Here is a 12,619-nt window from a genome sequence, read left to right as displayed (position 1 = left end):
TGATTAAATTTTCTAACTTTATTTTAAGAATATAATAATCAATGAACAATCTAAAAAACAGCGCATTCTGTATTGGTACAGAATGCGCTGTTTTCTATTTTTAATAATACAGTTTAGCTATTTTCGATTTCTACCTGTTTGATTTTTCGAACTTGGAAGACTTTACCCCCAACTTTTTCATCCATGACAAAGCTACCATTGGATGTCCGATCGGCAATTGGGAATGATTGGGCGTTGATTGTCACTTGCTCGCCTTTTTCGTTTTGCAGTAAAAATTCTCCATCCTGTCCATTATCCATAAAAATGATTCGATGAGGATTATTCTTTAATTCTCTTAATACCATCTGTCCGCGTTTCCCACGACTCGTCTGTGCAATTTCTTGCGCTAACATCCGCTTAATCGCACCACGTTGCGTCACGATGATGATTGGCGTATCGCCTTGTGAATAAACCACTAATGCTTGAACGATAAAATCTTGTTCCTTTAAGTTAATCGCTTTGACACCAGCCGCTTTTGGTCCCACAACTGGTACTTCTGCTAGTCCGTAACGTAACCCGTAGCATGCATGAGTTGTCAGGAAGATATCCAAGTCTGTTTCATTTTGATCGACTAATTGCACATGAACGAAGACGTCGGTTGTTGTTTTGAAGGTCATCGCTGTTTGTGAACGGCTCTTATACGTACGCCAAGGTGCAAATTCACTTAATTTCGTTTGCTTAATCCATCCTTCACGACTAACTAAGACGAGTTGTTTATGAGGATCGATTTCTTTGTAATCAAAGACGGCCATGATTTCTTCTTCCGGTAAATAACTCGCGATTGTTTGAGACATGTGTTCTCCGAGTTCCTTATAACGCAATTCCGTTATTTCGTGAACCGGACGATAAATGACGTTCCCTTGATTTGTCACGAGTAAAAGATGATCCAGTGTATTTAACTGTTTCAAGTAAAGAAGTTGATCCGAATCTTTCATTCCGATTTCCTCCGGTTTTGAAGCTTGGTATGAACGGAGACTACTGCGCTTCAGATAGCCTTCTTTTGTCACCGCTACGATTACTTCTTCTGGTATGACTAACACTTCTGTTTCAATAATAATTTCTTCTATCTTATCTTCAATTTCCGTTAAGCGTGCATGACCATATTTTTTCTTAATGTCGCGCAACTCTTTTTTGATGACCCGTAACAATTCCGCTTCTTCAGAAATAACTTTCGTCAAGTGTGTGACTTGTTCTGCCAATTCTTTGGCCTCACCGCGCAATTGTGTAATATCGGTATTCGTTAAGCGATACAATTGTAACATCACAATCGCTTCTGATTGTTCTTCTGTAAACTGATGTTGGATAACGAGTTGTTCTTTGGCATTTTTCTTATCTTTGCTTCCACGAATCGTCGCAATAACTTCATCCAAAATCGATAAGGCCTTCATTAACCCTTCAACAATATGTTGACGCTTTTGTGCTTTTTCTAAATCAAATTGTGTCCGTTGTAACACCACTTGACGGCGATGAGCGATGTAACTTTCAAGAATTCGTTTTAAACCAACTTGTTTCGGATGCATATGATCAATCGCAACCATATTAAAATTATAGTTTACTTGCAAATCAGTATGTTTAAATAAGTAATTTAAAATTCCTTCTGCATTCGCTTCTTTTTTTAGTTCAACAACAATCTGTAATCCGTTTCGATCACTCTCATCACGGACTTCACTAATACCGTCAATTTTTTTATTGAGACGGACTTCATCCATTTTTTTGACAAGATTGGCTTTATTGACTTCATAAGGAATTTCATTAATCACAATTTGTTGTCGGCCGCCTTTGATCGTTTCGATTTTTGTTTTTGACCGTAAGATGACACGACCTTTACCCGTTTGATAGGCACGGCGAATTTCTTCTTTTCCTTGTAAAATGCCACCTGTCGGAAAATCAGGACCTGGAATAAACTCCATTAATTTATCAACTGTCGCATTCGGATGATCGATTAAATAAATGGTCCCTTCAATGACTTCTTCTAAATTATGACTTGGAATTTCAGTCGCATAACCTGCTGAGATTCCGGTTGAACCATTGACTAACAAGTTCGGATATTGTGCAGGTAAGACAACGGGTTCTTTTTCGGTATCATCAAAGTTCCAGACAAAATCGACCGTTTCTTTCTCAATATCTTTTAATAATTCACCACTTAACTGAGAAAGTCGTGCTTCTGTATACCGCATCGCAGCCGGAGGATCCCCATCCATACTTCCGTTATTTCCATGCATTTCAATCAAAACTTCACGTAATTTCCACTCTTGGCTCATTCGAACCATCGCATCATAAATACTGCTATCGCCATGAGGATGATAATTCCCCATGATATTTCCGACAGACTTCGCTGATTTTCTAAAAGCTTTTTCGTAAGTATTACCGTCTTTATGCATCGAATATAAAATCCGACGTTGAACGGGTTTTAACCCATCCCGAATGTCAGGTAATGCTCTTTCTTGAATAATATATTTTGAATAACGCCCAAAGCGATCACCCATCACTTCTTCTAATGTTAATTCTTGTATCTGTTGTTGGTCAGTCATTCAGTGATCCCTCCTACTTCTCAAATGAATCCATCGCTTGTTTTTGATTAAATTGATCGTCACTCATTGTTGATTTATCTAAAATACTGCTATCTTGTGCAAGAGTGAATTGGACATTGTTCTCGATCCAACGGCGGCGTGGTTCAACTTTATCGCCCATTAAGGTCGTGACGCGTCGCTCTGCTTGTGCAGCATCGTCAATTCGAACACGAATCAGCGTACGCGTCGTCGGATCCATCGTTGTTTCCCATAACTGGCTAGCATTCATTTCACCTAACCCTTTATATCGTTGAATCATATAGCCTCGTCCAATCTTCGTGATTTTTTCACGTAATTCCTCTTCCGTCCAGGCATATTCAATCACTTCTTTTTTCCCTGTTCCCTTTGATACTTTGTAAAGAGGTGGTAGCGCGATATAGATTTTGCCCGCTTCAATCAATGGTTTCATATAACGGTAAAAGAACGTTAACAGTAACACTTGGATATGCGCACCATCGGTATCCGCATCGGTCATAATAATGACTTTATCGTAATTACAATCTTCTAATGAAAATTCTGGACCCACACCAGCACCGATTGTATAAATCATCGTATTAATTTCTTCATTTTTTAAAATATCTTGCATTTTCGCTTTTTCCGTATTAATGACTTTTCCACGTAACGGTAAAATCGCTTGAAACTTGCGCTCTCGCCCTTGTTTCGCCGAACCTCCCGCTGAGTCCCCCTCGACTAAGTAGAGTTCATTGCGCTTAGGATTGCGCGATTGAGCCGGTGTTAGTTTCCCTGATAGTAACGATTCGCCTTTTTTGCGTTTCTTGCCGTTGCGACTTTCTTCTCGTGCACGACGCGCTGCTTCACGTGCTTCACGCGCTTTTAGTGCTTTACGGATCAACATTTGGCTAATTTCGCTGTTTTCTTGTAAATAATAGCCTAATTGTTCACTAATAATTTGTTCCACTACGGAGCGCGCAATTGGGGTGCCAAGTTTTTCTTTGGTTTGTCCTTCAAATTGCAATAAATGTTCCGGCACTCGAATCGATAGAACCGTCGCCAGTCCTTCTCGGAAATCACTACCTTCGAGATTCTTATCTTTTTCTTTTAATAAATTAACCTTACGAGCATATTCATTAAACGCTTTGGTTAATGCAGTCTTCATCCCGACTTCGTGCGTCCCACCGTCTTTTGTCCGAACGTTATTAACAAAAGACAAGAAGTTCTCAGAAAAACCATCATTATATTGTAAAGCCACTTCAACTTCGATTCCTTCTTTTTCTCCTGAAAAATAGGCAATCGGTGTTAAATGATCTTTTTCTTCGTTCAAATAAGCAACAAAGGCTTGAATCCCTTCTTCGTAGTGGAAATTTTCTTCTAAAGCGGGCTCAGTCCGTTGATCGGTTAAATTAATTTGAATGCCACGCAATAAGAACGCGGACTCTCTCAGACGCTCTGCCAAGGTCTCATACGAAAATTTAATCGTTGAAAAAATCGTTTCATCCGGTAAAAAGTGGACCTTTGTCCCATTGCTGCGCTTTGTTTTCCCGATTTTCTTTAAGGTTCCTTGTGCTTTCCCACCGTTTTTAAAGAGCTGACGATATTCAACTCCGTCACGATAAATGGACACTTCTAACCAACTCGAAAGGGCATTTACAACACTGGCACCAACGCCATGAAGTCCACCTGACGTTTTATAGCCACCTTGTCCAAATTTCCCACCAGCATGCAAGACGGTAAAAATCACTTCTACGGTCGAGACACCTGAACTGTGCATCCCAACAGGCATTCCCCGACCACTATCTTCTATACTAATACTATTATCAGAATATAAAACAACATCAATTTGATTGCCATATCCAGAAAGAGCCTCATCGACTGCATTATCGACAATCTCATAAACGAGATGATGTAACCCCCGTCCATCCGTTGAACCGATATACATTCCTGGTCTTTTTCGAACAGCATCTAACCCTTCTAATACTTGAATCGAATCATCGTTATATTCCATTGTTTTTTTCTTTGTCAAAGCAAACGCTCCTTTGTTTATCAAAATCACTCGAGTCATTATACATCATAATCGTTCCTTATCGCAAAAAAATCCAAATATTTTTCTTTCGATTATCGTTGATGATTGTACGAAATCGATTGTTGTATCGTCTTTTTCATGCTAAGATATGACTAGATATTTTTAGAAAGCGAGTTATTATGAAAACGATTATTTTGTTACTTACTGCTTATTTACTGGGATCCATCGCTTCAGGTGTATGGATTGGCCAATTTTTCTTCAAAAAGGATATTCGTCAATTTGGGAGTGGCAATACGGGTACAACGAATACGTTCCGTGTGTTAGGAACCAAAGCCGGCGTCGTCGTCTTATTGATGGATATTTTAAAAGGAACATTAGCTACCTTATTGCCTACGATTTTCCATTTAGAGAATGTGAACCCATTATGGTTTGGTTGTATGGCGATTCTTGGGCACACGTTCCCAATCTTTCTACGCTTTAAAGGCGGAAAGGCTGTTGCGACAAGCGCCGGAATGGTATTAGCTTATAATCCCCTATTCTTTTTTTATTCGGCTGTCTTTTTTTTAATCATGCTCTACTTAACAAGCATGGTCAGTCTTTCAAGTATGTTGACAGCCATCTTTTTTACCCTCTCAACGATTGTCTTACCGTATGTCGCTCCTGCTATTTTACCAGAGCATAACTGGCTATTAACGGCGATTGCTCTTGCAGTCACAATCTTTATCTTCTATCGCCACAAAGATAATATAAAGCGAATAAAAGACGGAACTGAAAACAAAGTTCCTTTTGGATTAAATCACAAAAAAAAATAATACCCGATACGCTCTTTTCATCGCTAGCTTAACACCTTAAAGGCCAAACAGCAATTGCAGCTGCTTGGCCTTTTTACTATTTAACATGGTCACCTGAATGAAAGCTCGCACGAAACAGATAAAAATAGTGCTGGTAATGGTTACCAACACTATAAAGAGGGCGTCGATTTCCCGCAAATCCAGCTTTTCAGGCTTATTTCACAGTAATCGCATATTTGGTTGTGAACGTTTCTTGTGCTTGTAAGGTTTGAATCCCAAATTTTTCTTCTAATTTCCCACTAGCATCCGTTGAATCCGCAATGCCTGCCCAAGGCTCGATACAAACAAAGGGTGCATCGGTACCATAAGGCGTCCAAATCCCCACAAACGGCAAATTGTTAAAGGATAACGTGACACTATGAGGAGACTTTTCACTACAGATCGAAAAAGAGTTCAATCCTTTTGTTTCATAAATCAAGGCATCATTTGAAAACAAGTCGCGTGTTAAGGCAATGGTTGCATTCGTTTGTCCTAACGTTCGATTTTCCACGTCAATGTAACGACCTTTTAAAGGAATCATAATTCTTGATTTCATTGGAGACGATTTTAAATAGTAATCTTCAAACGTTAAGTCCTTTTCTAAAGGAACGTTAAATGCAGGATGACCACCAATTGAAAAGAACATCTGCTCATCAGACGGATTGACTACTTTATAAGTGACGGATAGGCCGTCTCCCCCTAATTGATAGGAAAGATAGAGTTCAAAATCAAAGGGATAGACCTCGCGTGTTTCTTGATTGCTTTTTAAAACAAACGTCATCGCGTCTGATGACTGTTCATACACTTCAAATTCCATATCTCGTGCAAAGCCGTGTTGGCTCATCGGATACGTCTGGCCATTATAGGTGTATTTATTATCTTTTAAAGCACCAACAAAAGGAAATAAAACTGGTGAGCGACGTCCCCAGTAAGTGGCATCCCCTTGCCATAAATATTCGATTTCATGTTCTTTACTGTATAAGCTATGTAACTCTGCTCCTTTTGAGTCGAGCGTTGCTTGTAAATAGGCTGTTTCAATCGTAAATTTCATCCCACATCCCCCTAACTTTTATGCTTTATTAAGCTCTTCCTTGAAGCGATGATTTAATACTTTTAAATAAGTCCCTTTCATACCAAGAGAGCGCGATTCAATAATACCAGCTGATTCAAGTTTTCTGAGTGCATTCACAATTACGGAGCGCGTAATCCCAATTTCATCCGCAATATTGGAGGCAGTTAAACGACCTTCGTCTCCTTGTAAGGCTTTAAAAATGGCACGCACGGCAATTAATTCACTGTACGATAAGGTGCTAATCGCCATTTGAACAGCCGTTGCACTCCGAACATTTTCTTCAATTGTCCGTGATTGTTGATACAAAATTTGCATCCCGACAACCGTCGCACTATATTCTGCTAATACTAATGCATCGTCGTCGAAGAAGCGATCAATTCTTGATAAAATAATCGTACCGATACGGGCGCCTGCACCATAAATGGGGACAATTGTTGTCACACCATCTGGATAAAGTTCACGTGATTCTACGGGAAAAGCCGTTAAATCACTACTAATTGGAATATTCGCTTCTGTCATCAATAAGCGATCGACCATATCCGTATAACTTTTTGGAAACTGTTTTTCAATAAACATGTTTTTAACACGCGCATTATTAACATCGTGTTTTTCAGTAAACCCTAACAACGCACCCGCTTGACTAATGATATACGTGTTACTATTCAAAATTTCACCTAAGACCACGGCCATTTGATCATAGGGCAAATCCGTTGCCGAATCAAACGTATTTTTTTGTTGTAACAACTCATTAATTTGACGCGTCTTATTTAATAATGTACTCATTCTTACTCCCCCAGTAGCTTAAAGTATGTAACGACTTAAATCTTCATTTTCTGCAATTGACGCTAATTTCTCATTCACATATGCTTCAGTAATTGTAATTTCCCCCATTTGAATATCTGAAGCTTCAAATAATAAATCTTCTAACAATTTTTCTAGAATGGTATGCAGACGTCTAGCACCGATATTATCGGTATCGCGATTGACTTGGAAGGCAATTTGCGCAATGCGTTCAATGGCTTCAATGGTGAAGATGACTTTAATCCCTTCCGTACCGAGTAACGCAACGTATTGCTTCACTAAGGCATTATTAGGTTCTTTTAATATTTTAACAAAATCATCTGCTGTTAAGTCGTCTAACTCGACACGAATCGGAAATCGTCCTTGTAATTCAGGAATTAAATCGCTCGGTTTGGATAGATGGAATGCACCAGAAGCAATAAATAAGATATGGTCAGTCTGCAACACACCATACTTGGTATTGACTTGTGATCCTTCCACAACTGGTAAAATATCCCGTTGAACACCTTCTCTGGAAACTTCTCCCGATTGTTGAGATTTTGAAGTGATTTTATCAATCTCATCAATAAAAATAATCCCGCTTGAAGCAGCTAACTGTAAGGCTTCACTATGAATATCCGCATCATTTACTAGTTTCGAGGACTCTTCTTGTAAAAGAAGTTCTCGGGCTTCTTTTACGGTAACCGTCCGTTCGATTTTCTTCTTCGGTTTTAAAGCACCTAACGTTTCGTTCAAGTCAATTCCCATTTGTTCAAACCCTTGATTCATTGAAGGTGTCTGAATCTTCGGTTCTTCGATTTGAATGGTTACTTCCCGTTGATCAAGAACCCCACGTTCTAATTGTTCATAAATCGATTGACGATTGCTACGAATTTCATCCGTTAGTTCCTCTTTTGTCTCTTCAGGTTGTTGCATTTGGTTAAACATTGACATCATTTGGTCATAAGGATTGACTGATTTCTTTTGTTCTTTTTTGATTCCTGGCACTAACAATTTGGCTAAGCGGCGATTCGCTTTTTTCTCAGCTTGGACACGAACACGTGCATACTGCTCTTTTCGGACAATTTGAATCGCATTTTCAACTAAATCGCGGACCATGGACTCGACATCGCGTCCCACATAACCGACTTCTGTAAATTTTGTAGCTTCAACTTTAATGAATGGCGCTTGTACAATTTTCGCTAAACGACGGGCAATTTCCGTTTTCCCAACCCCAGTAGGTCCGATCATTAAAATATTCTTTGGCGTTACTTCTTGTTGCATTTCTTCCTCTAATTGTAACCGACGATAACGATTACGTAAGGCTACAGCGACTGATTTTTTGGCGGCTTCTTGCCCAATAATATAGCGATCTAATTCTTTAACAATTTCTTTTGGTGAAATATCTTGATTAACCATGACTTAACATTCCTCCACAATAATATTATGATTCGTAAAGACACAAATATCGGCTGCTACGGTAAGAGCGTTTTTCGCAATTTCTTTGGCGGATAATTCAGAACCACCATATTGCTTCATCGCTCGTGCTGCAGCCAGCGCATAGTTCCCACCAGACCCAATTGCCAAAATACCATCGTCTGGCGCAATCACTTCGCCCGTTCCAGAAACGAGTAACATTTCTTTGTCATTCATCACAATTAACATCGCTTCTAGCTTCTGCATCGCACGCTCGGTTCGCCATTCTTGCGCAAGTTCGACCGCTGCTCGTTGTAAATTACCATTATATTCATTTAATTTATTCTCGAATTTTCCTTCTAACGTAAAGGCGTCGGCCACACTCCCTGCAAAACCAACGACTACTTGATCATGATAAATTCGTCTTACTTTTTTGGCTGTGCCTTTCATAACGATTTGTTCGCCCATTGTCACTTGACCATCTCCGGCCATCGCGAATTTGCCGTCTTTTTCAATCGCGCAAATCGTGGTTGAGTGAAAATCTGATTTCATTGATGTATTCCTCCTATAGATAGATCAATTTCACTAAGCTCTTGGATGAAATTGACGATAATTTTTTTGTAGACTCTCTTTTGTAACATGCGTATAAATTTGTGTCGTAGACAAATTTTCATGTCCTAATAATTCTTGCACTGTCCGCATATCTGCACCATTATTTAATAAGTGTGTCGCAAACGTGTGTCGTAATTTATGGGGATGAATTTGTAAATCCAAACTCCCTTTTTTTATGATTTGATTTAAGATATAACTAATCCCTTTGGGTGTTAACTGCTCCCCACGGTGATTGACAAAAACATACGGATGCATCTGCTGATATTTGTCCATTAAATGATCACGTCCAGCGTCACAATATAATTTTAAGGCGCGATAAGTAGATGTATTAAACGGAACGTAGCGCTCCTTATTCCCTTTACCTGTCACGCGAAAAACCGCATGCTCCCAATCGACCATTCCGAGTTCTAAATCGCAACATTCACTCACACGCAAACCAGAACCATAAAGAACTTCTAGCAAGACGCGGTTTCGTTGATCAAGAGGAGTATCCCCTTGAATGCTTTCAAACAGACGGTTCATTTCATTTTCATAAAAGAAGTGAGGTAGGCGTCGGTTTTGTTTTTTTAAATGAACGTAACTAAAAGGATTTTCTGAAATCACACTCTGCCCTAAAAGATACTGATAAAAAGAGCGGAGACTTGCCGTTTTACGATTAATCGTATTTCGACTATATTTTTTATCATTCGTCAAATAACCTAAATAAATCCTGACGTCTCGATAGTCAACTTCAAGATAATTCGCATTCCCTGAATCGGTTAAAAATTGTAAAAAATCAGCGATGTCTCTTTCATAGGCAAGTTGTGTCTGGTCGGAATATCCTCGTTCCACAGTCAAATAGCGAACAAATTCATAGACCCAATTTCGTTCTCCCATAACATTCCTCCATCCTAATATTGTAAAGATTAGCATAGCCAATCAAAAAATACAATTGAATTGTCAGAATTGTACACAAAATTAACAATAGTGTGACAATGTGGTTAATAGACCTACGAATTAGTATCGAATTTCGATTAAAAATCACATGATTTTTTTAGATTAATTTTCTCGAAATTGCTTAGCCTAGCATTTGAAAGCGGTTCTATTCTTCTGAAATCAACTCTATCGTAAGGGATAATAAAGAAGATTTTTAGAATTTTCATTGAATAATATCTTCAAAAATGATTTTTTTTGGAAGAGAATGATTATGATGAACCTATTGCAACTTGACTAATAACCTTTACTGAATGATCTGCAGACGATCATGACAATAAACAGCTGAAATTTTTTTAGAACTTTCTTGCAGAATTTTTGATTACTAGAAGCCCACTAGTTAAAACGGCTTTTCATACAAAAGTCATCAATAGCGACATCAAAAAAAAGAAGAACAATTGTCCTTCTTTTTTTACTTTACTCTTATTTTAGTAAATCTTACGCTGTCTTATATTTCATGAACACGTTCAATTGGTTCAATTGGTCGAGTCCCATCAATTGCGGCGACGACTTCTTTATTCCCTTGTCTAACAGCCATCGATTCATTAATCAAATTGACTAAATCTAACCCAGTCGTTTCTTTAATCGTATCAAAGGTTCGTGCCAGTCCTGCTTCACCCATTTGATGGATGTCGCTTGCACCGCTAAAACTAACCATTTTCTCAATGTTACTAATCGGAGCATTGACTTCTTTCGCAATAGCAGGCAACACTTTAATGAATTCAATTAAAATACCAGCTTCATTTAGTTTTTGTAGTGCTAATGCCATTTTTTCTCGTGACTCGGCTTCCGCTTGTCCGATTTTAGTAATTTTTTCGGCTTCGGCTAACCCAATTTTTTCAATTCGTTCGGCTTCCGCTTGTGTTGCTAAGCGAACTTTTGCTGCATCGGCTTCGGCTTTGGCAATTTCACGTGCTTTATCCGCTAATGCTTGTTGTTCCACTACGTACTTATCTGCTTCTGCCCGTTTTCTTAGTGTTGCAGTCAATTCTTTCTCTGCTAATTCAGCTTGTTTCGCTTGAATTTCAATATTTTTTTCTTGTTCGATTAATTGGACCTTCATTTGTTCGCCCGTTGCGACTTGCTCTGCTTGCGCAACCGCTACTTCTTGTTCCTGTTTGTAGTGAGCTTGTTTTAACGCCATCTCTTTATTAGCTTCCGCGATTTCTGTTCTTCGTTGAATTTCTTCTTGTTGGGCTAACTGCTCATTAGCCGCTTGTTTAATTCGGGTTTCTCTTAAGGCGTTTGACTCAGCAATTTCTGCATTCTTTTTAACTTCCGCAATTTGCGGACGACCTAAGGCATCTAAGTAGCCATTTGGATCACTCACATCTTTAATCGTAAATGAAACAATTTCTAATCCCATTTTGCTTAAATCAGTCGATGCCACTTGTTGAACTTGTTCAGCAAAGTCATCACGATTTTTATAGATTGCTTCGACCGTCATCGTTCCTAAAATCGCACGTAAGTGTCCCTCTAGTACTTCTCTTGCTTCATCTTCAAGTTCAGAAGTCGATTTCCCTAAATATTGCTCGGCAGCTGTTTTAATCGACTCCACGCTATTGCCTACTTTGACTAAAACCGTTGCACTCGCTAGTATTGGAACACCTTGCTCAGTATAGACTTCTGGGGTCCCAATTTCTAATTTATGCGTCAATAAACTTAACTTATGCGCATTTTGGACAATGGGAATCACAAATGTCCCACTATTTTTTAAAATCTTGATTCCTTCTTTTCCTAAAAATGAACCGGTGACGATTAACGCTTCATCAGGCTTTCCAATACGATAACGCGCCATTAAAAAAATTAAAACGATTACGACTGCAAGCACTGCCCAAAAAATGATACTCTCGAATAAACCAAAAACAATTGACATACCCTTTTCTTCCTTTCTAAATGCTCTTCTTTTCAACCACTAAAGCAATCCCTTGATCATTAAAACCGACAATTAATACTTTTGTTCCTTTTGGTAATAACAAGCCACTTTCTTGTTCCGTTTCTCGATACAACTGAGCAGGATAAAGCGAACGAGCACTCATGCCATCAATGGCCATTACTTCCCCTGTCGAAAAGCCAGTAATTTTCTCTGTTAGTTCTCCTATTAATAACTCTTCTTTGGAAAGAGGATTGCTTTGATTTTTGTCTGTTAAGCGGTTAAACAGATACATCAAAGGAAAAAATAGCAAACTAAGCAACAAGTAGCCTACAATGAGTATACTAATGAGAATCAGTAACCAAATAATGACTTGAATCCATCCTGATTGGTTCATCAATTCTTGAAACAATGATTCAATTTCGGTTGTTACTTGACTTCCCATCACTTATTCATCCCTTTCAATTGTTCTAA

General features: G+C 38.7%; 10 protein-coding genes. 1 reads left to right on the top strand and 9 read right to left on the bottom strand.

From position 1 onward, the window contains the following. Nucleotides 1-113: 113 nt before the first annotated feature. Together parC and parE are read right to left on the bottom strand one after the other, a co-directional pair. On the bottom strand, nt 114-2,570 hold the full coding sequence (gene parC / locus RU93_RS08225) for a DNA topoisomerase IV subunit A (RefSeq protein ID WP_071875140.1): 2,457 nt from the start codon (nt 2,568-2,570) through the stop codon (nt 114-116). A 13-nt stretch (nt 2,571-2,583) separates the two neighbouring features. Next, on the bottom strand, nt 2,584-4,572 hold the full coding sequence (gene parE / locus RU93_RS08220; RefSeq protein ID WP_245785394.1) for a DNA topoisomerase IV subunit B: 1,989 nt from the start codon (nt 4,570-4,572) through the stop codon (nt 2,584-2,586). A 197-nt stretch (nt 4,573-4,769) separates the two neighbouring features. Here parE and plsY point away from each other — a divergent pair, with 197 nt between their 5' ends. Continuing rightward, nucleotides 4,770-5,402: a glycerol-3-phosphate 1-O-acyltransferase PlsY gene (gene plsY, locus RU93_RS08215; RefSeq protein WP_071875138.1), complete on the top strand. Its 633-nt coding sequence runs from the start codon at nt 4,770-4,772 to the stop codon at nt 5,400-5,402. Between the two features lie 193 nt (nt 5,403-5,595). Here the strand turns inward: plsY and RU93_RS08210 are convergent, their stop codons facing one another. The 7 genes from RU93_RS08210 to RU93_RS08180 all read right to left on the bottom strand — a co-directional run bounded on the left by RU93_RS08210 (nt 5,596) and on the right by RU93_RS08180 (nt 12,590). Next, complete coding sequence (locus RU93_RS08210; protein ID WP_071875137.1) at nt 5,596-6,471, bottom strand: aldose 1-epimerase family protein; 876 nt, start codon at nt 6,469-6,471, stop codon at nt 5,596-5,598. Nucleotides 6,472-6,489: 18 nt separating this feature from the next. Further along, entirely contained in the window at nt 6,490-7,275 is a 786-nt protein-coding gene (codY, locus tag RU93_RS08205; protein ID WP_071875136.1) for a GTP-sensing pleiotropic transcriptional regulator CodY, read from the bottom strand. 18 nt (nt 7,276-7,293) lie between these two features. Beyond that, nucleotides 7,294-8,691, bottom strand: coding sequence for an ATP-dependent protease ATPase subunit HslU (gene hslU / locus RU93_RS08200; RefSeq protein ID WP_071875135.1), 1,398 nt, complete (start codon nt 8,689-8,691; stop codon nt 7,294-7,296). 3 nt (nt 8,692-8,694) lie between these two features. After that, nucleotides 8,695-9,240, bottom strand: coding sequence for an ATP-dependent protease subunit HslV (hslV, locus tag RU93_RS08195; RefSeq protein WP_071875134.1), 546 nt, complete (start codon nt 9,238-9,240; stop codon nt 8,695-8,697). A gap of 33 nt (nt 9,241-9,273) precedes the next feature. Then, complete coding sequence (gene xerC / locus RU93_RS08190) at nt 9,274-10,176, bottom strand: tyrosine recombinase XerC (RefSeq protein WP_071875133.1); 903 nt, start codon at nt 10,174-10,176, stop codon at nt 9,274-9,276. A 544-nt stretch (nt 10,177-10,720) separates the two neighbouring features. Next, nucleotides 10,721-12,148: a flotillin family protein gene (locus RU93_RS08185; RefSeq protein ID WP_084131311.1), complete on the bottom strand. Its 1,428-nt coding sequence runs from the start codon at nt 12,146-12,148 to the stop codon at nt 10,721-10,723. Nucleotides 12,149-12,164: 16 nt separating this feature from the next. Then, a complete protein-coding gene (locus tag RU93_RS08180) occupies nt 12,165-12,590 on the bottom strand; it encodes a hypothetical protein (RefSeq protein ID WP_342741501.1) in 426 nt (141 codons plus the stop codon). Nucleotides 12,591-12,619: the final 29 nt, after the last annotated feature.

It is taken from the genome of Enterococcus aquimarinus, from assembly GCF_001885765.1.
Classification (GTDB): Bacteria; Bacillota; Bacilli; order Lactobacillales; family Enterococcaceae; genus Enterococcus_I; species Enterococcus_I aquimarinus.
Note: the sequence above shows the minus strand (reverse complement) of the source record. Positions and strands in the feature narration are given on the sequence as shown.

Excerpts from the sequence above, each read along its gene's own strand:
- hslU (WP_071875135.1), bottom strand. The coding sequence starts at position 8,691 with ATGGTTAATCAAGATATTTCACCAAAAGAAATTGTTAAAGAATTAGAT.
- RU93_RS08180 (WP_342741501.1), bottom strand. The coding sequence starts at position 12,590 with ATGGGAAGTCAAGTAACAACCGAAATTGAATCATTGTTTCAAGAATTG.
- xerC (WP_071875133.1), bottom strand. The coding sequence starts at position 10,176 with ATGGGAGAACGAAATTGGGTCTATGAATTTGTTCGCTATTTGACTGTG.
- RU93_RS08210 (WP_071875137.1), bottom strand. The coding sequence starts at position 6,471 with ATGAAATTTACGATTGAAACAGCCTATTTACAAGCAACGCTCGACTCA.
- parE (WP_245785394.1), bottom strand. The coding sequence starts at position 4,572 with ATGGAATATAACGATGATTCGATTCAAGTATTAGAAGGGTTAGATGCT.
- parC (WP_071875140.1), bottom strand. The coding sequence starts at position 2,570 with ATGACTGACCAACAACAGATACAAGAATTAACATTAGAAGAAGTGATG.
- hslV (WP_071875134.1), bottom strand. The coding sequence starts at position 9,240 with ATGAAATCAGATTTTCACTCAACCACGATTTGCGCGATTGAAAAAGAC.
- RU93_RS08185 (WP_084131311.1), bottom strand. The coding sequence starts at position 12,148 with ATGTCAATTGTTTTTGGTTTATTCGAGAGTATCATTTTTTGGGCAGTG.
- plsY (WP_071875138.1), top strand. The coding sequence starts at position 4,770 with ATGAAAACGATTATTTTGTTACTTACTGCTTATTTACTGGGATCCATC.
- codY (WP_071875136.1), bottom strand. The coding sequence starts at position 7,275 with ATGAGTACATTATTAAATAAGACGCGTCAAATTAATGAGTTGTTACAA.